The sequence below is a fragment of the Paenibacillus sp. SEL1 genome (genome assembly GCF_054602535.1).
On sequence record NZ_CM137723.1, the window covers coordinates 2,195,001 to 2,217,365 of the forward strand.

Sequence of the window (22,365 nt, forward strand, 5' to 3'; positions counted from 1 at the left end):
TTCATTCACACGTAAGTGTTGAACCGAAATTCAAAGCAAATCGTATTTACGATGTAAATACTAGGTTAAGCTACAAAGAGCACACGGAGGATGCCTAGGCGCCAGGAGCCGACGAAGGACGTGGCGAACAACGATAAGGCCTCGGGGAGCTGTAAGCAAGCTTTGATCCGGGGATGTCCGAATGGGGAAACCCGGCTGTCTTCATCGACAGTCACTTTCTGCTGAATACATAGGCAGAATAGAGGCAGACCAGGGGAACTGAAACATCTAAGTACCCTGAGGAAGAGAAAACAATAGTGATTCCGTCAGTAGCGGCGAGCGAACGCGGATTAGCCCAAACCAAGGAGCTTGCTCCTTGGGGTTGTGGGACGTCTCACATGGAGTTACAAAGGAACCGGTTAGATGAAGAGGTCTGGAAAGGCCCGCCAGAGAAGGTAAAAGCCCTGTAGTTCAAAACTTGTTCCCTCCGAGACGGATCCCGAGTAGTGCGGGGCACGTGAAACCCCGTATGAATCCGGCAGGACCATCTGCCAAGGCTAAATACTCCCTGGCGACCGATAGTGAAGCAGTACCGTGAGGGAAAGGTGAAAAGCACCCCGGAAGGGGAGTGAAATAGATCCTGAAACCGTGTGCTTACAAGAAGTCAGAGCCCGATCTATGGGTGATGGCGTGCCTTTTGTAGAATGAACCGGCGAGTTACGTTCCCGTGCAAGGTTAAGGTGAAGAGCTGAAGCCGCAGCGAAAGCGAGTCTGAATAGGGCGACTTGAGTACGTGGACGTAGACCCGAAACCGGGTGATCTACCCCTGTCCAGGGTGAAGGTGCGGTAACACGCACTGGAGGCCCGAACCCACGCATGTTGAAAAATGCGGGGATGAGGTGGGGGTAGCGGAGAAATTCCAATCGAACCCGGAGATAGCTGGTTCTCCCCGAAATAGCTTTAGGGCTAGCCTCGGAAAACAGAATCGTGGAGGTAGAGCACTGATTGGGTGCGGGGCCCGCAAGGGTTACCAAGCTCAGTCAAACTCCGAATGCCATAGATTTAGTTCCGGGAGTCAGACAGTGAGTGCTAAGATCCATTGTCGAAAGGGAAACAGCCCAGACCATCAGCTAAGGTCCCCAAGTGTGTGTTAAGTGGGAAAGGATGTGGAGTTGCACAGACAACCAGGATGTTGGCTTAGAAGCAGCCACCATTGAAAGAGTGCGTAATAGCTCACTGGTCGAGTGACTCTGCGCCGAAAATGTAACGGGGCTAAACACACCACCGAAGCTATGGCTTGATGCTTTGCATCAGGGGTAGGGGAGCGTTGAATGCGGGTTGAAGGTGTACCGTAAGGAGCGCTGGACTGCATTCAAGTGAGAATGCCGGTATGAGTAACGAAAAGATCTGTGAGAATCAGATCCGCCGAAAGCCTAAGGGTTCCTGAGGAAGGTTCGTCCGCTCAGGGTAAGTCGGGACCTAAGGCGAGGCCGATAGGCGTAGTCGAAGGACAACAGGTCGAAATTCCTGTACCACCGTAATCCGTTATGAGCGATGGGGTGACGCAGTAGGGTAGTGACGCGGACTGATGGATGTCCGTCTAAGCAGTGAGGCTGGTGTGTAGGCAAATCCGCACATCGTTAAGGCTGGGCTGTGATGGGGAGCGAAAATTGTAGTAGCGAAGGTCATGATCTCAGACTGCCAAGAAAAGCCTCTAGCCAGGAGAAGGTGCCCGTACCGCAAACCGACACAGGTAGGCGAGAAGAGAATTCTAAGGCGCGCGGAAGAACTCTCGTTAAGGAACTCGGCAAAATGACCCCGTAACTTCGGGAGAAGGGGTGCCTCGGTAGGGTGAATAGCCCGAGGGGGCCGCAGTGAAAAGGCCCAAGCGACTGTTTAGCAAAAACACAGGTCTGTGCGAAGCCGCAAGGCGAAGTATACGGGCTGACGCCTGCCCGGTGCTGGAAGGTTAAGGGGAGTGGTAAGCTCGCAAGAGCGAAGCTATGAACCGAAGCCCCAGTAAACGGCGGCCGTAACTATAACGGTCCTAAGGTAGCGAAATTCCTTGTCAGGTAAATTCTGACCCGCACGAATGGCGTAACGACTTGGGCGCTGTCTCAACGAGAGATCCGGTGAAATTTTAATACCTGTGAAGATGCAGGTTACCCGCGACAAGACGGAAAGACCCCATGGAGCTTTACTGCAGCTTGATATTGAATTTGGGTACGATCTGTACAGGATAGGTGGGAGCCGTAGAATCTTGAGCGCCAGCTTGAGAGGAGGCATCCTTGGGATACCACCCTGATCGTATCTAGGTTCTAACTTGGTACCGTGATCCGGTGCGAGGACAGTGTCAGGTGGGCAGTTTGACTGGGGCGGTCGCCTCCTAAAGAGTAACGGAGGCGCCCCAAGGTTCCCTCAGAATGGTTGGAAATCATTCGAAGAGTGCAAAGGCAGAAGGGAGCTTGACTGCGAGACCTACAAGTCGAGCAGGGACGAAAGTCGGGCTTAGTGATCCGGTGGTACCGCATGGAAGGGCCATCGCTCAACGGATAAAAGCTACCCTGGGGATAACAGGCTTATCTCCCCCAAGAGTCCACATCGACGGGGAGGTTTGGCACCTCGATGTCGGCTCATCGCATCCTGGGGCTGAAGTAGGTCCCAAGGGTTGGGCTGTTCGCCCATTAAAGCGGTACGCGAGCTGGGTTCAGAACGTCGTGAGACAGTTCGGTCCCTATCTGTCGTGGGCGTAGGAAATTTGAGAGGAGCTGTCCTTAGTACGAGAGGACCGGGATGGACGTACCGCTGGTGTACCAGTTGTTCCGCCAGGAGCACCGCTGGGTAGCTATGTACGGAAGGGATAAGCGCTGAAAGCATCTAAGCGTGAAGCCCCCCTCAAGATGAGATTTCCCAATTAGTAAGACCCCTTGAAGACGACGAGGTAGATAGGTTGGGGGTGGAAGTGCAGTAATGCATGGAGCTGACCAATACTAATCGGTCGAGGGCTTATCCTAAAGAATAAAACGCAAATGAGTTTCGGATCCAGTTTTCAGGGTGTAACCTTGAAATTGCGCTTGATATTCCAAATCACTTTGGTGAGTTAAAGAATAACTTGCGAAGTTTTGCTAAGCGAGTCCATTTATATGGAGAGATACCCAAGTGGCTATAAGGGGACCCTCTGCTAAGGGGTTAGACTGCGAAAGTGGTGCGAGGGTTCGAATCCCTCTCTCTCCGCCATTTAGGACAAGCTAGCGAAATATTATGTTATGGCGGTGTAGCTCAGCTGGCTAGAGCGTACGGTTCATACCCGTGAGGTCGGGGGTTCGATCCCCTCCGCCGCTACCATACATACCCAGGAGGCTTAGCTCAGCTGGGAGAGCATCTGCCTTACAAGCAGAGGGTCGGGGGTTCGATCCCCTCAGCCTCCACCATTGTGCCGGTGTAGCTCAACTGGTAGAGCAACTGACTTGTAATCAGTAGGTTGGGGGTTCAAGTCCTCTCGCCGGCACCATTTTTGAATTTTGAAAAATATAGGGAACTGTGGTGTAGAGGCCTAACATGCCTGCCTGTCACGCAGGAGATCGCGGGTTCGAATCCCGTCAGTTCCGCCATTTTTCAATTCAATAGTTTTACCGTACTAAAGTGGGAAGGGGTATCCCTCCGCACTTTATTTTTTTGTTAATGGATATGGCTCGGTAGCTCAGTCGGTAGAGCAGAGGACTGAAAATCCTCGTGTCGGCGGTTCGATTCCGTCCCGAGCCACCTTTATATGGAGGATTAGCGAAGTGGCCAAACGCATCAGACTGTAAATCTGCTCCCTTACGGGTTCGGTGGTTCGAATCCATCATCCTCCACCAGTTTTACGAGCCATTAGCTCAGTTGGTAGAGCACCTGACTTTTAATCAGGGTGTCGAAGGTTCGAGTCCTTCATGGCTCATCAGAAGTCATCAACCTATAGTTGATGGCTTTTTTTGTATTGTTTTAAGTTATGTTTTAATATAGCTTTTTTATTTTACGGTATCGACAGGTTATAATGAGTTCATTATGTTCGCTTAGTGCTTATTCTATATTCTAAAAAAGTGAAGTGGTGATCGCGTGACTCTGGATACAGAATGGATTCAACAACAGCTTCAGAATATTATTCAAGCGCCTTTTACCATAGTGCCTTGGTACCCGGAAATGATGGCAGAGGGAGAGACAGCCGATTCAGTTATACCGGATAGATCGTTTGTCTATGACAACAAGCTATATTTTCCGTTTCGTGCGTCGGCAGGTGAACTGGCTGCCTTTGTGGTAGAGGCCAGATATTTGACGGATCGAGAACGGAAACTGGTAGAAGCGCTATTGGGGAACATGGAGCAGGTCTGGCAGAACGGTCCACAATTGTCGGATAACCCAGTTTATAGCGAGGAAGAGCGGATGAATCGTTTTGGACAATGGCTCATACAGCAGGCTGCCAATCTAAACAGGGAAGAAGAGGTTCCTGATGAATTGCAGCTTCGTGATTCGCTATCAGCGTGCATGGTCCCGATTTTACTGAATGGCGAGGGAACACAGGAGGGGGCTATTACTTATACGCAGCTCCATCGATTGTTCGCGAGCTATTTTGGAGGGGAAGTGCTGCTTACTTCATTGGACGAACAGTCTTGGCTGATTATGGCTAAAAAGGAGCTTTTATTAGGAGCGGACGATGAACGGGATAAAGACACTGAATCCAGGGATGCAGATTTTACGGAATCGCTGGAGGAGGTTCTTACGGCCTTTAGCTTGGGCCTATATGAGCTTATTGCGAATGAGTGGGTGGGTGTATTCCATTTGGCGGTTTCTAAGCCTTCGATCCCTTTGCAAAGTCTTCCCCAAGAGCTGAATTTGTTATGGGAGACGATACATCTGGGCAAGATTTTTCATGTAACAGAGCACATCCACTTTTCATGGGAGCTTCATTTGGAAAGGCTGTTAAACCGCATTCCCAAGGAACAACGCGTACTATTTTTAGAGCAGGTAATGAAATCATCTGTCATACTGGAAGACTCAGAAACGATGGCTACATTAGATATCTTTTTTCAACTGGATTGTAATGTGAGTGAGACAGCTAAGCGTCTCTATGTGCATCGAAATACATTGATTTACCGTTTGGACAAGATCAAACAGGAGACCGGATTGGACGTGCGGACGTTTAATGATGCAGTTTTGGTCAAGCTCTATCTGCTATTGTACAAAGTGACAAAAAGGAAATAGCATCTTTGTGCAGTTTGCGAATAGCCACGCTACAAGGACTAAGGTAAGATACAAGTAAGAAATGTATTCGATTTCATAACTTGATCTTAGGAGGCAAATGCTATGGCTGGTGTACGTTTAGAGCATATTTTCAAAAAATATCCGGGTGCAGATAAAGCTACGGTTGTTGATGTCAATTTGGACATTCGAGATAAAGAATTCCTCGTATTGGTTGGTCCCTCCGGTTGCGGGAAGTCTACTACACTTCGTATGATTGCTGGTCTGGAGGAAATTTCAGATGGTAAATTGTACATTGGGGATCGCGTTGTGAATGACGTGGCTCCAAAGGACCGCGATATAGCGATGGTATTCCAATCCTACGCCCTGTATCCGCACATGAGCGTGTACCAGAACATGGCGTTTGGTCTGAAACTGCGCAAAGTTAAGAAAGAAGAAATCGACAAGAAAGTACGCGAAGCTGCCAAAATCCTCGATATCGAGCACTTGTTGGAACGTAAACCTAAGGCGCTGTCCGGTGGTCAACGCCAACGTGTCGCTCTGGGCCGTGCGATCGTCCGCGATCCTCAAGTCTTCCTGATGGATGAGCCGCTCTCCAACTTGGATGCTAAACTTCGTGGTCAAATGCGTGCTGAAATCACTAAACTGGTTAAACGCCTTGAAACCACTTGTATCTATGTAACACATGACCAGATTGAAGCCATGACGATGGGTGATCGGATTGTAGTTATGAAGGATGGTATTATCCAACAAGCTGCATCCCCAGATGAACTGTACAACCGTCCAGTGAATCTGTTCGTTGCTGGTTTTATCGGCTCTCCTACGATGAACTTTATCACAGGTAAGCTGGTTGAAAAAGAAGGTGCATTGCATTTTACTGCGCCAGGTCTGGACCTGTTCGTACCAGAAGGTAAAGGACAGATTTTAAAAGCGAAGGGCTATATCGGCAAAGATGTGATCTTGGGTATCCGTCCTGAGGATATTCATGAAGAGCCTGTATTCTTGGAGGCTTCTCCGAATACGATCTTTACATCCACTGTGGATGTAACGGAAAATCTCGGTCATGAAATGCTGTTGTACCTGAGCGGTGCCGGAAATGATACGATTATTGCTCGTGTAGACGGACGTTCCAATACTCGTGATGGTGTCAAAGCGAAGTTGGCTGTTGATATGAACAAGGTTCATATTTTTGATAAGGAATCGGAATTGAGTATTCTGGTTGGCGAATAAAATTTGCCTCTGGAAGAGAGTCGTAGTTTTCCCCAAGCGGAGAACTGCGACTCTTTTTGTATATCGCATACGGCTACTAGCTTCGGCATTGCATTCATTGGAAAATTCCGATACGATGGGTACAATGGTACAGGTCTAGATGCAGGCAAGGTTCGTTGGCAAGGGTCCTAGATGGGATCAATCCTGCTGTCGGAATAGAGTTAGCCTGGAACCATAGTGTTAAATCAAGTGGAGTGTGGATTGATGCAGTGCAGCATAGACTGGCGTTGGGCTGTTGGTTAATAGGGTAAAGCTACATAAATCAAATGACGTATAGAATCCGGTGTTGCAGATGAAGGGGAGAATACAATGGCTAAACAGGTAAAGGTATCCGAGCTTGTACAGCAGTTTCAAATGGAAGTTATTTCTGGTGAAAAAGGTCTGCGAAGACTGATCACAGTGGATGATTTGAATCGCCCAGGTCTGGAGATGGCCGGGTATTTTGAATATCATACACAGGAGCGGGTACAGCTTCTGGGAAGGTCTGAGTTGGCTTTTCTGGGGATGCTTCCTCCTGAGGAGCGACGGGATCGGATGGAGCGTCTGTGTACAGAGCTGACTCCATGTATTATCATCACACGTGGTCTGGAGGTACCAGCTGAGTTAGTGGAGGCGAGTGCAGAGCGGGATATTCCTGTACTGCGCACTAATATGGCGACGACGATTTTATCAAGCCGCATCACAGGCTTTCTCGAAAGAAAGCTGGCTCCTACGGCGACTATTCATGGTGTACTGTGTGACGTGTATGGCGTGGGAATGCTTATCACAGGAAGTAGTGGAATTGGTAAAAGTGAAACAGCACTGGAACTGGTTAAACGTGGACATCGCTTGGTAGCAGATGATGCGGTAGAAATTCGGCAAACGTCCGATTTTCAGCTGCATGGTACAGCACCTGAGCTGATCCGTCACCTGTTGGAAATTCGTGGCGTGGGCATTATTAATGTGATGACGCTGTTTGGTGCTGGTGCAGTTCGTAATAACAAACGGATTACATTGGTTGTCCGTCTGGAGGCATGGCAGCAGGACAAGCAGTATGACCGTCTTGGTCTTGATGAGGAAACGACACGCATTATTGATACAGATGTTCCACTGGTTACGATCCCAGTTCGTCCGGGCCGAAACTTGGCTGTTATTATCGAGGTGGCGGCGATGAACTATCGTTTGAAACAAATGGGCGTTAATGCTGCCCTGCAATTTACAAACAAGCTGACTGCTACGATTTCTGAAGATATGGAAGAGATGGATTAAGGTTGGTTAGTTCGTTTGCAAGGAAGAACGAGGAGTGAGAGAAACATATGTCAACGGCAACATTACTGCTGAATCCGATCGCTTTTTCAATCGGGGCAATCAAGGTCCACTGGTATGGACTTATTTTGGGGCTGGCGGCGCTTGTGGGTTTATATCTCGCCATCCGTGAAGGAAAAAGATTCGGTATTCCGCAGGACTTTTTTATGGATATGCTGCTTCTGGGTGTTCCATCAGCTATTATTGGAGCGCGTATTTATTATGTAGCCTTCAAATGGGAAGACTACCGAGATAATCTATGGGATGTTTTTAAAATTTGGAATGGCGGTATTGCGATATACGGTGCCTTGATCGGGGCCATTATATGTGCGGTCATTTATTTCCGGTATAAAGGGTATAACTTCTGGCGTATCGCTGATATTTGTGCACCAGGCCTACTGATCGGTCAAGCGATTGGACGCTGGGGTAATTTTGTCAATCAGGAAGCCTACGGTGGACCGACGGAAGAGACTTTTTTGCGAAATCAACTGCATCTGCCGGACTTCATTGTGAATCAGATGAACGTTAACGGGGTGTTTCATCACCCTACATTTTTATATGAATCACTGTGGAGTATTGTAGGTGTGATTTTGCTGCTCGTCATTCGTCGTATGAAATTTGTACGTGCAGGCGAAATGTTTGCGTTTTACTTCATTTGGTACTCGATTGGTCGTTTTTTCATCGAGCGTGTACGGACGGACAGTTTGGCTTTTCAGGGACCGGATTGGCTCGCTTCCTTTGTAAATGCCCTGTGGTCTCCTATGGTATGGTTAGGGTTTGAACCAGGGCATCTGGACCCAAGTTACGGTAACGTACGGATATCACAATTGCTGCCTATTTTCATTGTGGTGGCTGCCGTGATTTTCATTTTGGTTCGTCGCCGGAAGGGCACATCTGTTGCTCGGTATAGCGATCCGATTATCTCTAGCAAAGCGGGGATTGATCAGGTACCTGACGTGACGCCAGAACAGGTATCCCGTCCAGGACAAGATGCGGTTCCTCCAACAGCTACGGCGGATAAGCTACCTAAGGAAGACACGGACGAGGACAAGAAGGAGCATCTATGATAAATACGATTTTGTTTGATTTAGACGGCACCATCATGGATACGAATGAGTTGATTATTAGCACATTTCTACACATTTTGAATCATCCGGATGCTGATCCGCTGACGCGGGAGCATATTATTCCTCATATGGGTGGAACGCTGGACGATCAACTCCGTACTTTTTCGGGATTAACGGATGTATCTGGGCTAGTTAAGGACTACCGTGCTTATAATCAGATTCATCATGATCAAATGGTGAAGCCATTTCCATATGTCATTGAGGTTATTCAGGAGTTGCGTGCGAGAGGAATTAAGCTAGGGGTTGTGACCACTAAAATACGACCATCCACGATACGTGTACTTAATCTGTTCAATCTGACTTCCTCTATGGATTATATTGTGACGGTGGACGATGTAGAGCATCCTAAGCCACACGCTGAGCCAGTCCTTAAGGCCTTAGCAGGCTTGAATGCTGAAGCAGAGCATACATTGATGGTCGGAGACAGTTCTTTTGATATTTTGTCAGCTCAGGCAGCAGGTGTGAAATCGGCTGGTGTAGCTTGGTCGCTCAAGGGCGAGGAAACTCTGCGCGGATATGGGCCTGACTACATGTTGTATGATATGCGGGATTTGCTGAAGCTGGAGCTTCAAGGTGTCAACGTATCGTGAGAAAGGTGAACCGCTATCCTGTAGAAGGTCCCAATGCGTTGTGGCAGATTTATCGGACGGTGAGCCGCTGGAAAGGCATTAAGAACTTTATTTTTATACAGATTGCCCGGTATTGTCCTGTGCTTTCTCTGAAAAACGTCATTTACCGCAGAATGCTGGGAATGAAGGTGGGGCAACATGCGGCCTTCGGCCTGATGGTGATGGTGGATGTTTTTTTTCCGGAGCATATTACGATAGGGGACAATTCGGTCATTGGATATAACACGACGATACTGGCTCACGAATACCTCATTGAGGAGTATCGTATCGGTAAAGTGGTGATTGGTGATCATGTGCTGATCGGCGCCAACACAACCATTCTGCCGGGTGTCACCATTGGTGACGGAGCTATCGTAGCGGCTGGAGCGGTCGTGCATAAAGATGTGCCCGCAGGTGCATTTGTGGGTGGCAATCCGTTGCGTGATTTAAGACGCTCTGGTGTGGATGAGTAGTAAATAGCACAATAAGGAAGGCCCCTTATGTATTAAGGGGTCTTTCTTGTGTTGTTTTTCTGTATAATAAGTGGGGTAATGCATGTTGATTATGTTTAAAAATTGATAAAAGACATATTTGCAAGGCGATATGGGAGCGTGTTGATTTGGTCAAAAAAGAACGTATACCAGAGCTTGATATTTACCGGGGAATATTAATTGCAGCCGTTGTTACCATTCATGCGACTTCAATGGCTTTAATTGATGCGCGTCATTCTCTATTGTTTTATCCTTTTCTATTTTTAAATATGTTTAGTAGCTTTGCGGTGCCAGTATTTATTTTTGTGAGCGGGTTTGTTTTATTTTACAATTATGTCGATAGGCCGCTTCGTGGTAAGAATATGCTAGTGTTTTTCCGAAAAAGACTGATGTTTATTGTGTTACCGTACGTTTTGTTTTCTCTTGTGTATTATTTGACCTTGGTAACACGCGGGTTAATGCCGCTCAGTGATCTTCCACTCGTGCTGTTAACGGGAAAGGCGTATACGCATTTGTATTATGTCATTATCATCATCCAATTTTATTTGGTCTTCCCGCTGTTGTTGTGGGGAGTGCAGCGCTTATGTCATTGGATATCGAGTCCAAGGAGAGCAGCCTGTATCATTTTGGCAGTAGGGTTAGTCATTCAATGGGGGTTTGTATTGCTGAACAAATACGTTTGGCAAGAGGAAAGAGGAAGTCTTGCGATTACGTATATCAGTTATTTTGCCTTGGGCGCAGCTGTAGCGATTGGATATGAAGGGTTTAAAAAGTGGCTTTTTCCAGTGTCAGGTACAGTAATTAGACGTGGTCAGTTGATCAGTTGGTGGGGGTTGTGGGCGGCTTGGCTACTCGTGGGTATAGCTTATGTACAAATATGGTTTGTAGCATATCGCAAAGGCATCTATGCAGACTCACTGATCTATGAACTACTCCGTAATGCACATGCCCTCGTATCTGCATTAGTGTTGTTTCAGTGCTCGGTTTTATTATATCGTCATACTAATGATAGGCTGCGAATGTTAATCAGTTGGTTGGGGGCATGTTCTTTCGGTATTTATTTACTTCACCCGGCGTTACTGCGGGTGTATCGCAAGTTAGATTTGCATGGAACACCGATAGAATATATCTTCTCCGTTGCCGGTGGATGGTTGTTGGCGCTGTTTGGCTCATGGCTGATTGTGACGTTGTGTTTTCGATATGTTCCATTTGCATGGATCGGTTTGGGCACGGTTCCGAAGTTTCCTTTCCGGCGTAAAGATAAACAGGTGAATAGCTAAATATTTTGATTTGGACTGTTAGCTTAAAGCTGGCAGTCTTTTTTTAGAGTATAGAGTTTTTAAATTTTCAGTGGAGCTGAACAACTCTATATGCACAAAAAAATTAACGTAGGCGCGGTCTTGCTCCGTGAAAATACGTTGATAGATGTTTTTCATATAGGATTCATGTATTTTGCATTGGATAAAATATAGAGAGGGGTAGCAGCTTGGCGAATCTGTAAAAAAGGGCTGCGCCGTTCGGTTGACGTTCACAAGTAGAGCATGATAATATATCGAATATACTTTAGTTTGTTAGCACTTTACCATGATAAAGATATTGTGAAATCATGAGGTGATAGAGATGTCTAAGCCAAAAGGATTCGAGATCCCTGTAGGGGTTCGAGATTATCTTCCGCGTGCAGTGTCGAAGCTGCGGGCCATTGAACTGAATGTACTCGAATGCATGGAGCGTTGGGGTTACCGCCAGATTATGACGCCTACGATGGAATACTACGATACGGTGGGAGTGGCTAGTTCTACTTCCGATCGGAAGCTGTTTAAATTACTCAATAACCGGGGCACCACGTTGGTGCTGCGATCGGATATGACCGCTCCAATTGCAAGGGTGGTATCTTCGTTGCTAAAGGAAGAGGAAGTACCTCTCCGACTTTCCTATCACGCAAATGTATTTCGGGCGATTGAGGAAGAGGCAGGAAGAGAAGCGGAGTTTTTTCAGACGGGTGTGGAACTGGTGGGTGATGATTCGCCTGAGGCTGATGCAGAAGTTGTAGCATTGGCAATTGCATCATTACAGGCAGCAGGGGTGACCTCTTTTAAAATTGCGATGGGGCATGTGGGATTCCTGAACGGCTTATTTGAGGAAATCATTCCAGGCCGCCAGGCTGAACAACAAGCGCTAAAGGAACTGTTGCTCAGTCGTGATGTAGTGGGCTACCGAACAGCGATCGAAGCTTTGTGCTTGGCTCCCGAACATCGGGATAAGTTGGAAGCTATTCTTCGGTTGCGCGGTGGAAAAGAAATTTGTGACCAGGCTACCCGTCTTAGTGTGGAGCAGCAGACGATTCAATCCATTGCACATTTGTGCGAGGTGTGGGAAGTGCTGGAGGCTTACGGCGTATCTGAGCATGTGTTAATCGACCTTACCATGATCGGGGATTTTTCATATTATACAGGAATGACTTTTGAGGGCTATGCGGCGGAGATTGGGTTCCCGGTATGCAACGGAGGCCGCTATGACAATCTGCTTCAGCAGTTTGGTCGATCCGTACCTGCAACAGGATTTGCATTGAAAACGAACCGGATCGTCGATGGTGTGGATGGTATTCAAATGGAGGCGAAGCTTCCTATACTTATCCGCTATGACGAACAGGGACGCCAAGAGGCGTTATCCGTAGCGGCACAGCTACGCGCAACAGGTCTTACTGTGGTGACAGGGCTCACGGACGGACCGGAAGATCGACGTCGTGAGCAGCAGGGCCTGTACGCAGAGGTATACAGCTATACAGCTGAAGGAAGACAGCCAGTACAAAGGAGGGAATTGCCGTGACGGAAACATTGAAGGTAGCCATGCCAAAGGGACGGATTTATAAGCAGGCTTCTGAGCTATTTCGCCGAGCGGGGGTTCCCATTCCGCTGGATGTGGACGAGACGCGCAAGCTGGTCATCCCACTGCCCGAACTGGGCATGGAATTTATTATGGCGAAGCCCGTTGATGTTCCTACGTATGTGGAGTACGGGGCGGCGGACATTGGCATTGTGGGCAAGGATGTTTTGCTGGAAGAAAACAAGGATGTGTATGAACTGCTGGATCTCGGGATTGCCCGTTGTCGGATGTCGGTGATTGCTTTACCAGATTGGCAGCCAGGTATTCGTCAGCGGGTCGCTACAAAATATCCGAACGTGGCTTCCCAGTATTTTCGGGAGCAAGGCCAGCAGGTAGAGGTTATTAAGCTGAATGGCTCCATTGAGCTGGCGCCGTTAATTGGTCTGGCAGACCGCATTGTTGATATGGTGGAAACGGGTCAGACCTTGCGGGAGAATGGATTGGTCGAGCAGATCAGCATACTGGATATTACCAGTCGTCTGATTGCCAATCGGGTCAGCTACCGGATGAAAAACAGCTCGATTCAGGCATTGTGTGATCGATTGCATCAGGTGATTCCAAATGCGGTGGCACCCCGGGAGTAAATGGACTAAAGGAATAAGCCAAGGGTTAAAGGGGCATTCTGCAAGCTGCAAGTAAGGGGGAATGGACAAATGAAGATCGTATCAGCCCGTGATTTCAGTCTCCAACGGGAGGTGGATTACGGCACACCTGAGCAAAATGAGGCTGTGCGTACCATTATTCAGTCGGTACGCCAAGAGGGGGATGAGGCTGTCCTGCGATATACGCAATCGTTTGATGGTGTATCGCTGATAGCAGAGCAACTTCGTGTGACGGAGGAAGAATTGAAGGCGGCATATGATAAGGTAGAGCCTTCATTTTTACAGGCGATTCGAGAGGCGGCGGATAATATCCGTGCTTTTCACGTGAAGCAAAAACGTAATTCGTGGATGGACTTACAGCCAGATGGTAGCTTGCTCGGTCAAATTATCCGACCGTTGAAACGTGTAGGCGTGTATGTTCCGGGCGGTAAAGCAGCCTATCCATCCTCAGTGCTGATGAATGTCATTCCCGCTCAGGTGGCTGGTGTACCGGAGATTGTTATGGTGACACCCCCGGCGACAGGCGGCAAAGCAGGGATAGATCCATATACACTGGTAGCTGCGGCAGAGGCTGGTGTAACGGAAATATATAGGGTTGGCGGAGCGCAGGCGATTGCCTCTCTCGCTTACGGAACACATAGCATTGAGCCAGTCGATAAAATTTGTGGTCCCGGCAACATTTATGTAGCGCTGGCGAAGCGCGAGGTATATGGCGCGGTGGATATCGACAGTATAGCGGGACCAAGTGAAATTGTCGTGTTGGCTGACGATACAGCAAATGCCTCTTATGTAGCAGCTGACCTGCTTTCACAGGCAGAACATGACGAAATGGCCTCAGCCATACTGGTTACGCCTTCGCAACGCTTGGCCGAAGAAGTATCAGCTGAAGTACAGCGCCAATTGGCAGAGCTACCGCGCAGAGATATTGCTGCTGCATCGGTGGAGGCATATGGGGCTATCATTGTCGTCGACACTTTGGAAGAGGGCATCCATATTGTAAACCGACTGGCGCCGGAACATTTGGAAATTATGACAGAGCAGCCGATGGAGCATGTGGGTCTGATTGAAAACGCGGGAGCTATTTTCCTGGGAGCATACAGCTCGGAGCCAGTAGGCGATTATTTTGCCGGACCTAACCACATTATCCCGACGAATGGAACGGCGCGGTTTTCTTCGCCAGTGGATATTGATGATTTTATCAAGAAGTCGAGTATGATCTATTACAGCAAGGAAGCACTGCTGCGCAATGGAGAGACGATTATGCAGCTTGCCCGCCATGAAGGGCTGGAAGGACACGCACGGGCGATACAAGTTCGATTGGACAATGAAAAGAAGGCGGTGGATGGCGATGGGGAACGAAAATAACGTAACAGAACGTACAGGCAGCGTCAGCCGAAAGACGAACGAAACGGATATTCAGCTATCTTTTGCAGTAGACGGCACAGGGCAAGCTGAGATTGAAACGGATGTTCCGTTTCTGAATCACATGCTGGATTTATTCACCAAGCACGGACACTTTGACCTGAATGTACAGGCCAGAGGGGATGTTGATATCGATGATCATCATACCGTAGAGGATATTGGTATTTGTCTGGGGCAAACCTTGCTGGAAGCGTTGGGTGATAAAAAAGGAATCAAGCGCTATGCCAGCGTCTTTGTACCGATGGATGAGGCGCTCGCGCAGGTTGTCATTGATCTGAGTAACCGCCCTCACTTTGAGTATCGTGCGGAGTATCCGTCACAGCAGGTAGGGAGCTTTTCGACGGAGCTGGTGCATGAATTTCTGTGGAAATTTGCGTTGGAGGCTCGCATGACGCTACACGTCATCGTTCACTACGGGCAAAATACCCACCATATGATTGAAGCGGTGTTCAAAGCGCTGGGACGTGCACTGGATGAAGCGACATCCATTGATCCGCGGGTGACGGGAGTGCCTTCAACGAAGGGAGTGCTGTAGCCCATGTCCATTGCCATTGTGGATTACGGCAGAGGCAATCTGCATAGTGTGAGCAAGGCCGTTGAACGTCTTGGCTATGAGGCTGTAGTAACGGGAGATGCCCAAGTGATTCGTTCCTCCAGCGGTGTGATTTTGCCAGGTGTAGGGGCATTCGGGGACGCTATGGAGCATTTGCGTTCCAGCGGATTGGATCGGGTAATTCAGGAGGTTGCCAGCGCTGGACAACCACTGCTCGGTGTTTGTCTAGGAATGCAACTGTTGTTCACTCGTGGTGAAGAATACGGCAGTCACGAAGGGCTTAATATTTTACCAGGCGAGGTCGTTCGATTTGCTCCTGATCTGGGGGTTAAAGTGCCGCATATGGGCTGGAATCGTCTGTGTATGATTCAGCCGGACCACCCGTTGTTACAGGGCTTGGAGGAAGGACATGTGTATTTTGTGCATTCCTATCATGCGAAGCCGGAGGTCGAAAGTGACCTGCTGGCGGTGACCGATTATGGTGGGCCCGTAACGGCTATCGTGGGCAGAGGCCATGTATATGGCATGCAGTTCCACCCAGAGAAAAGCGGGGAAATGGGGATGCAACTGCTTCGTCAGTTTTTAGAACTAGCGGAAGTAGAAAAGCGAGCGTAACGATTCGTGAGTATGCAGTTGGTGGTACGCCAACTTTGGTCGTTGATGGATGTAAAGGCATATAGATGTTGAATAGCTCACAGGGGGGTCATACTTTGTTCACGATATACCCGGCGATTGATATTCGCGATGGCAAATGTGTACGACTGGTACAAGGAGATTATAACCAGGAGACGATATACAACGAAAACCCGGTGGAGGTTGCCCAAGAATGGGAGCGTTTGGGCGGCTCTTACATTCATTTGGTTGATTTGGACGGTGCTAAAGCAGGTCAACCGGTGAACGATGAGCTCATTGGGCGCATTGCTTCTGCGGTGCAAGTGCCTGTACAAGTGGGTGGCGGCTTGCGTACACGTGAACATGTAGAGCGACTGTTGTCGCTGGGCGTGAGCCGTGTGATCTTGGGTACGGCAGCGATTGAGGACCGTGCTTTTACGGAAGCAGTATTGGGTACCTACGGTGATCGGATCGCCATTGGTCTGGATACACGGAATGGCTATGTGGCCACGCGCGGATGGCTTGAAACCTCGGAGGTTCGAGCGGACGAATTGGCTGCTGAGTTGGCCTCCAAGGGAGCGGAAACCTTCATTTTTACAGACATTTCCCGCGACGGAATGATGCAAGGCCCGAATGTGGAGGCGATCGTAGCGCTTGCGAAAAGCAGTGGACGAACCGTGATCGCTTCCGGCGGTGTCAGCAAGATGGACGATCTAATCACGCTGAGCACCTATGCGAAAGAGGGTGTAGGCGGTGCTATTGTGGGTAAGGCATTGTATACGGGCAGCATTGATTTACAGGTCGCGGTACAAGCTGTAGCAAAGGCATAGGGGGAGTAGGCATGTTGGCTAAACGTATTATTCCCTGCTTGGATGTAAAGGATGGCAGGGTGGTTAAGGGCGTTAATTTTGTGAACTTACGCGATGCAGGCGATCCGGTGGAATTGGCGGCACTTTATGATCGAGAAGGGGCGGACGAAATCGTATTTCTGGATATTTCTGCTTCAGTTGAAGGGCGTGCCACCATGGAAGAAGTAGTTCGTCAGACAGCCGGGGAGATTGCCATTCCTTTCACCGTAGGTGGCGGGATATCTCATGTCGATGATATGAAACGCATTTTGCGTGCCGGAGCTGATAAAATTGGCGTAAATACGGCAGCTGTCCGTAACCCTCAGCTGATTGCGGAGGGTGCGCGCAGCTTTGGCTCACAATGTATCGTTGTTGCCATTGATGCCAAGTACAACGGGGCGTGGGGCGAGTGGGAAGTGTATACGCACGGAGGCCGCACGCCATCTGGTATCCGAGCCTTGGCTTGGGCCAAGGAAGCTGAACAGTTGGGAGCCGGTGAGATTCTGCTGACCAGCATGAATGCGGACGGAACCAAGGACGGCTTTGACCTGCCACTGACTTCCGCGGTATCGGATACCGTCGGGATTCCAGTTATCGCTTCTGGTGGAGCAGGCAAACAGGAGCATTTCTATGACGTGTTTACGGCGGGCAAAGCGGATGCTGGATTAGCAGCAACGATTTTTCACTATAAAGAAATAGGAATCCCTGAGCTAAAACGGGATTTGAAGCGCAGAGGAGTGGAGATACGATGAGCAACGAATTGAACCAACAGCTATCTCTGGAGCAGATACTGGATAATGTACGCTGGAATGAGGCAGGACTTGTCTCGGCGATTGTGCAGGATGATGCTACGCTTCAGGTGCTTACGCTGGCCTACATGAACCGCGAGTCGCTGAAACTATCTTTGGAGTCGGGAGAGACCTGGTTCTGGTCACGTTCCAGACAGGAGCTGTGGCACAAGGGGGCTACTTCGGGGAATACACAAAAAATCACCTCCATCCAGCTGGATTGTGACGGTGATGCCCTGTTGGTACGTGTCACTCCGAGCGGTCCTGCCTGTCATACAGGAGCAACGAGCTGTTTTTTTCGTAATATTTCCGCGCCAGGAACGGCTGTAGCACCTATTGCAGGAAATGCAGGAGACCACACGTTGGTAAATGATGTTTCCAGTGCTTCAGCAGACCGCTTTGAGGTACTTGCCCAGCTGGAGGCGATTATTAAGGAGCGCGAAGAGACACGTCCTGAAGGGGCCTACACGACTTATCTTTTTGATAAAGGTGTAGATAAAATCTTGAAAAAGGTTGGCGAAGAAGCATCCGAGACAATCATTGCCGCCAAAAATAAAGATAATGACGAACTGCGCCTGGAGGTCAGCGATTTGATTTATCACCTGCTGGTGCTGTTGCAGGAGCGTAAGCTACCGCTCGATGACGTGCTGGCTGAGTTGAATCGCCGCCATGAACGTCCTCGTCGTGATTAGTACGGTTTGTTGTAGTGTTGAAAGGGGGGGAGCCGCATGAAAATTGACTATCATACGCATCACGCCCGCTGTGGGCATGCCATAGGGAGTCTGGAAGAGTATGTGCAGCAGGGAATTCGGCTAGGGCTGGATCAGCTCGGCTTGTCCGATCACATGCCACTACTGCATGTAAAACCGGCTGACTATTACCCGGAAATGGCAATGCCTATGGAGGAGCTGCCCCGATACGTGGAAGAATGTTTGGAACTGAAGGAACGTTTTAAAGGGCAAATTGATATTCGTGTTGGCTTGGAAGGCGACTACATCGAGGGCTGGGAACGAGAAATCGAAGACATCATCACCGCGTATCCCTGGGATTATGTGATTGGTTCCGTCCACTTTCTCGGTGAATGGGATGTCACGGACTTCCGTCAGGTACACCATTGGGAAGGCAAAAATGTGCTTGAGGTGTACCGCACGTATTATGATGCGGTTTCCAAGGCGGCAGCTACCGGTTTGTATGACATCATGGGTCATTTGGATGTCATTAAGCGCTTCGGCTATCATCCGAGGCCGGAGGAAATGGAGGAGCTGCGTGAACTGGAGCGTGCCGCAATTTCAGCCGTTGCCCGAAGCGGTCGGGCGATGGAACTGAATGCATCAGGGCTTTCGAAGCCCTGTGCCGAGATGTTCCCGAGCCGCCGCATGCTGGAAGAAGCTTTTTCGCTAAGCATCCCGCTGACCGTAGGATCGGATGCTCATGATCCGGCGAAGCTGTCCGAGCACTTGGAGAAGGCACGCGCGCTTCTATATGAAGTCGGCTATCGCGAGCTTGCCGTATTTCAGCATCGCGAGCGCTCGCTGGTGCCGCTGACGCTTTAATTATACGTTTATTGGGTCTAAGTATCATTTCCAGTGGTTAGCCGAACGCCCCCTATTTATACAGGGAAAAAGCGCTCGGCTATTTAGCGTATTCTTATATACATATCTATAGGTATACAAGAGTGTATCCGATTTTTGGAATGAGGCAGGATCGACTGTCAAGTCGTTTTGAAGTTGTGGTATACTGAAGGGTATGAACATGCCAGTTACTTTTAAAGGAGGTGCCTTGGTTATTTATGAAAGGGAAACATCTGCGAGTATCGGAACCTAGCCCTAAAATTATTGCTTTGCGTTTCGACGCATCTTTCTTTTTTGAGAAAGCTGTGCGCTCGCTTGATCGCAATCATTATGACAAGGCATTGAAATATTTTCGCAAAGCCGTTGAATATGAACCGGATAATCCGGTGAATCATTGCAATATGGCGGGTATATTATCAGAGATGGGGGATTATGCAGGTTCGAATGAGATCCTGTCCTCTGTTCTGAGTGACGTAGACTCGTCGATGACAGAGTGTTATTTCTATATGGCGAATAATTACGCTAATATGGAGCAGTTTGAAGAAGCGGAGAAAGCATTGGTCACGTACCTGGAGGAGGACGAAGAAGGCCAGTTTCTTGATGAAGCGGAGGAAATGATGGAGCTGCTCTATTATGAGCTGGACCGTCCAACGAAGCTGAACCGCATTAAGGCCCGGCAGGGAGTAGTAGAGCATGATCAGGCTCGTGTCCTGCTGGAGGAGGGGAAATTTGCTCAGGCAGCCCAGTTGCTCAAGCAAATTTCAGAGGAACAACCGGATATGTTCGCTGCACGGAATAATCTGGCGCTGGCGTATTACTACATGGGATTGTTCCAAAATGCTAAGGCTACCATTATTCAAGTGCTGGAGGATGAGCCGGGTAATTTACACGCATTGTGCAACTTGGCGATCTTTTATCAGCACGAGGGCGGCGGCCCGGAATTGGATCGTCTGGTGCAGACTTTGGCGGTTACTATACCGTTTCAGGAGGAGCAGGTATTCAAGCTGGCGACCACTATGGGGATTCTCGGACGCCATGAGGAGGCCTACAGACATTTCCGCAGGTTGCTTCATGGCGATGGAGAGAACAATGCGGATGCTTCTTTGTACCATTACACGGCGGTAGCTGCTAGCAATACCGGAAGATATGCGGAAGCTCGGCGGTTGTGGAGTCATTTGCAAAAACAGGATGCTTCCTCGGAAGTTCCGCGGTTTTTCCTGTCCCGACTGGAGGAACTCCAGCAGGAGGGTACACCGCTGCAAGTGCTCAGCTATCATTATCATCTCCCGTTTGAGGAGCAATTCCGCATGTGGGAGAAGTTTGGTGCTGACCAGGTGCCTGATAGTATGAAGAAGGACCCGCTAATCCGGTCATCCTTCTTCTGGGCCTTGCGCCACGGGGATCGGGCGACTCAGCTTCAGGTCATTCAGGCGTTAAGCTTGATCGGTGATGATGAGGTGCGTCAGGCACTGGAGTCCTTCGTAGAAGACCCGGACCAGGAGGATGAGCTGAAACGCCGTGCCTTGCAAGTATTGCAAGAAATGGCGGAGCAGGGTGAGCAGAAAATGTACCCGGAAACGGAACATTCTGATCAGTTGGAGGTTGAGAACGATCCGCATACAATTGAAGGTGGTGTATCTGCTTCCCCGGTCGATCCACAATGGCAGGCAGTGCTGGATAAGGTACTGACCGTCATGAGCAAGCCATCAGATCCGGCCATGCAGCACGATTTGAGATCGCTTTGGCTGGAGTATTTGGATCGGCTTGCCCCGGAAGTTCCGATGGTTCAGCATACTGAGGGATGGGCAGCGGCGCTGGAATATTTGACAGCTAAAATGCATCATCATTCAGTCACCTATCAGGAAGTAGCCGATCGTTATGGTATTTCCGTATCGACCGTAAGCCGCTATGCACGCCAGATTGACAGCGTGTGTGGTATCAAACAGAAGCTGAAGCAGCCGCTCTCCACGTTTAAAAAGCAGGTCTGAGACCTGCTCCAAACATCACTTAAAGGAGGCAACAAACGTATGTATAAATCCATAATTATTGGTACAGGTCCTGCAGGCTACACAGCCGCTATTTATTTGGCACGCGCTAACATGAATCCGCTGATCATTGAAGGGATGCAGCCCGGTGGGCAGCTTACTACAACGACCGAAATTGAAAATTTCCCGGGTTTTGAGCAAGGTATCCTCGGGCCTGAACTGATGGATAATATGCGCAAGCAGGCTGAACGTTTTGGCGCTGAATTTACCTCCGGTTGGGTTGAGGAAGTGGATTTCAGCAAACGTCCTTTTAAAGTGAAGGTAGAGGGTAAAGGCATCATTGAGGCGGAGTCGGTCATTATTGCTACAGGTGCGTCCGCCAAATATCTAGGCATCCCGGGTGAGCAAGACAATGTAGGTCGCGGAGTCAGCACTTGCGCAACTTGCGATGGCTTCTTTTTCCGCGGGAAAAAGATTGTCGTGGTTGGCGGTGGCGATTCAGCCATGGAGGAAGCGAGCTTCTTGACCCGTTTTGCTTCCAGTGTAACCTTGGTCCATCGTCGCGATGAGTTGCGGGCGTCCAAAATTATGCAAGATCGCGCGCGTGAGAACGAAAAAGTACATTGGGCATTAAACCGGACTCCTCTGGAAGTTGTGACGGGAGAAGCTGGCTTAAAGGGTTTGAAGGTACACAATAATGAGACCAATCAGGATGAGCTGATTGAGGTAGATGGCGTATTCGTAGCCATCGGGCATACACCGAACACAGGTTTCCTGAACGGACAAATCCATACCGATGAACACGGCTATATTGTGGTGAAGCCAGGCACAACAGAAACGAATATCCCCGGAGTTTTTGCCTGTGGGGATGTACAGGATAACCGTTACCGTCAAGCTATTACGGCTGCGGGAACGGGATGTATGGCGGCTATGGACTGCGAGAAGTATCTCGAAGGCAGTGCTGTTCACGACTGGAGCGAAACACTGGATCAATAAAAGAGTGTCTATCGTACACAAAAAGGCTAACGGGAGAGCGAAGGAAGCCTCTGTTATGCCGTATCTTTTGTTCAGGAAGAGAAAGCCTGCTGCGTTTGCACAGGCTTTCTCC

Annotated in this window: 18 protein-coding genes, 8 tRNA genes and 1 rRNA gene; all 27 read left to right on the forward strand. The window is 49.1% G+C overall.

The annotated features are described in order from the left end of the window. Window positions 1–63 precede the first annotated feature (63 nt). The 27 genes from ACYCSE_RS10065 (at window position 64) to trxB (ending at window position 22,253) form a co-directional block, all read left to right on the forward strand. Window positions 64–2,993 (forward strand): 23S ribosomal RNA (locus ACYCSE_RS10065). A 131-nt stretch (window positions 2,994–3,124) separates the two neighbouring features. Continuing rightward, window positions 3,125–3,216 (forward strand) — tRNA-Ser (locus tag ACYCSE_RS10070). A gap of 31 nt (window positions 3,217–3,247) precedes the next feature. Next, window positions 3,248–3,324: transfer RNA gene (locus tag ACYCSE_RS10075), tRNA-Met, on the forward strand. A gap of 10 nt (window positions 3,325–3,334) precedes the next feature. After that, window positions 3,335–3,410, forward strand: a tRNA-Val gene (locus ACYCSE_RS10080). 4 nt (window positions 3,411–3,414) lie between these two features. Continuing rightward, a tRNA-Thr gene (locus tag ACYCSE_RS10085) sits at window positions 3,415–3,490 on the forward strand. A 23-nt stretch (window positions 3,491–3,513) separates the two neighbouring features. Beyond that, a tRNA-Asp gene (locus ACYCSE_RS10090) sits at window positions 3,514–3,590 on the forward strand. A 78-nt stretch (window positions 3,591–3,668) separates the two neighbouring features. Continuing rightward, window positions 3,669–3,741: transfer RNA gene (locus tag ACYCSE_RS10095), tRNA-Phe, on the forward strand. A gap of 9 nt (window positions 3,742–3,750) precedes the next feature. Next, a tRNA-Tyr gene (locus tag ACYCSE_RS10100) sits at window positions 3,751–3,836 on the forward strand. Between the two features lie 7 nt (window positions 3,837–3,843). Continuing rightward, window positions 3,844–3,916, forward strand: a tRNA-Lys gene (locus ACYCSE_RS10105). Window positions 3,917–4,074: 158 nt separating this feature from the next. Next, window positions 4,075–5,217 carry a PucR family transcriptional regulator gene (locus tag ACYCSE_RS10110; RefSeq protein ID WP_459702161.1) on the forward strand — a complete coding sequence of 381 codons (1,143 nt, stop codon included), beginning with the start codon at window positions 4,075–4,077 and terminating at the stop codon, window positions 5,215–5,217. A 102-nt stretch (window positions 5,218–5,319) separates the two neighbouring features. After that, complete coding sequence (locus tag ACYCSE_RS10115) at window positions 5,320–6,444, forward strand: ABC transporter ATP-binding protein (protein WP_250259927.1); 1,125 nt, start codon at window positions 5,320–5,322, stop codon at window positions 6,442–6,444. Between the two features lie 348 nt (window positions 6,445–6,792). Continuing rightward, the gene (gene hprK, locus ACYCSE_RS10120; protein WP_013308232.1) at window positions 6,793–7,731 is read left to right on the forward strand and encodes an HPr(Ser) kinase/phosphatase; all 939 of its coding nucleotides are present in this window, start codon (window positions 6,793–6,795) and stop codon (window positions 7,729–7,731) included. A gap of 47 nt (window positions 7,732–7,778) precedes the next feature. Next, the gene (gene lgt / locus ACYCSE_RS10125; RefSeq protein ID WP_061830200.1) at window positions 7,779–8,834 is read left to right on the forward strand and encodes a prolipoprotein diacylglyceryl transferase; all 1,056 of its coding nucleotides are present in this window, start codon (window positions 7,779–7,781) and stop codon (window positions 8,832–8,834) included. Then, entirely contained in the window at window positions 8,831–9,484 is a 654-nt protein-coding gene (gene ppaX / locus ACYCSE_RS10130; protein WP_250267155.1) for a pyrophosphatase PpaX, read from the forward strand. The genes lgt and ppaX overlap by 4 nt, the downstream gene beginning before the upstream one ends. After that, window positions 9,481–9,975 carry an acyltransferase gene (locus tag ACYCSE_RS10135; protein ID WP_250267156.1) on the forward strand — a complete coding sequence of 165 codons (495 nt, stop codon included), beginning with the start codon at window positions 9,481–9,483 and terminating at the stop codon, window positions 9,973–9,975. The genes ppaX and ACYCSE_RS10135 overlap by 4 nt, the downstream gene beginning before the upstream one ends. Before the next feature lie 146 nt (window positions 9,976–10,121). Next, on the forward strand, window positions 10,122–11,273 hold the full coding sequence (locus tag ACYCSE_RS10140; RefSeq protein WP_440723306.1) for an acyltransferase: 1,152 nt from the start codon (window positions 10,122–10,124) through the stop codon (window positions 11,271–11,273). A gap of 340 nt (window positions 11,274–11,613) precedes the next feature. Next, entirely contained in the window at window positions 11,614–12,819 is a 1,206-nt protein-coding gene (locus tag ACYCSE_RS10145) for an ATP phosphoribosyltransferase regulatory subunit (RefSeq protein WP_250267158.1), read from the forward strand. Then, window positions 12,816–13,460, forward strand: coding sequence for an ATP phosphoribosyltransferase (gene hisG / locus ACYCSE_RS10150; protein ID WP_061830205.1), 645 nt, complete (start codon window positions 12,816–12,818; stop codon window positions 13,458–13,460). The genes ACYCSE_RS10145 and hisG overlap by 4 nt, the downstream gene beginning before the upstream one ends. Before the next feature lie 69 nt (window positions 13,461–13,529). After that, window positions 13,530–14,843: a histidinol dehydrogenase gene (hisD, locus tag ACYCSE_RS10155; RefSeq protein ID WP_250267159.1), complete on the forward strand. Its 1,314-nt coding sequence runs from the start codon at window positions 13,530–13,532 to the stop codon at window positions 14,841–14,843. Further along, entirely contained in the window at window positions 14,827–15,435 is a 609-nt protein-coding gene (gene hisB, locus ACYCSE_RS10160) for an imidazoleglycerol-phosphate dehydratase HisB (RefSeq protein WP_061830248.1), read from the forward strand. The genes hisD and hisB overlap by 17 nt, the downstream gene beginning before the upstream one ends. Before the next feature lie 3 nt (window positions 15,436–15,438). Further along, on the forward strand, window positions 15,439–16,068 hold the full coding sequence (hisH, locus tag ACYCSE_RS10165; RefSeq protein ID WP_459702165.1) for an imidazole glycerol phosphate synthase subunit HisH: 630 nt from the start codon (window positions 15,439–15,441) through the stop codon (window positions 16,066–16,068). Window positions 16,069–16,163: 95 nt separating this feature from the next. Further along, window positions 16,164–16,895: a 1-(5-phosphoribosyl)-5-[(5-phosphoribosylamino)methylideneamino]imidazole-4-carboxamide isomerase gene (gene hisA, locus ACYCSE_RS10170; protein ID WP_459702166.1), complete on the forward strand. Its 732-nt coding sequence runs from the start codon at window positions 16,164–16,166 to the stop codon at window positions 16,893–16,895. Window positions 16,896–16,906: 11 nt separating this feature from the next. Beyond that, on the forward strand, window positions 16,907–17,665 hold the full coding sequence (gene hisF / locus ACYCSE_RS10175; protein ID WP_250267161.1) for an imidazole glycerol phosphate synthase subunit HisF: 759 nt from the start codon (window positions 16,907–16,909) through the stop codon (window positions 17,663–17,665). Continuing rightward, on the forward strand, window positions 17,662–18,393 hold the full coding sequence (hisIE, locus tag ACYCSE_RS10180; RefSeq protein ID WP_322174221.1) for a bifunctional phosphoribosyl-AMP cyclohydrolase/phosphoribosyl-ATP diphosphatase HisIE: 732 nt from the start codon (window positions 17,662–17,664) through the stop codon (window positions 18,391–18,393). The genes hisF and hisIE overlap by 4 nt, the downstream gene beginning before the upstream one ends. Window positions 18,394–18,429: 36 nt before the next feature. After that, window positions 18,430–19,254: a histidinol-phosphatase HisJ gene (hisJ, locus tag ACYCSE_RS10185; protein WP_446675882.1), complete on the forward strand. Its 825-nt coding sequence runs from the start codon at window positions 18,430–18,432 to the stop codon at window positions 19,252–19,254. A gap of 236 nt (window positions 19,255–19,490) precedes the next feature. After that, the gene (locus tag ACYCSE_RS10190; protein WP_459702168.1) at window positions 19,491–21,260 is read left to right on the forward strand and encodes a tetratricopeptide repeat protein; all 1,770 of its coding nucleotides are present in this window, start codon (window positions 19,491–19,493) and stop codon (window positions 21,258–21,260) included. Between the two features lie 39 nt (window positions 21,261–21,299). Then, window positions 21,300–22,253, forward strand: a complete 954-nt coding sequence (gene trxB, locus ACYCSE_RS10195) for a thioredoxin-disulfide reductase (RefSeq protein WP_013308252.1) — start codon at window positions 21,300–21,302, stop codon at window positions 22,251–22,253. Window positions 22,254–22,365: the final 112 nt, after the last annotated feature.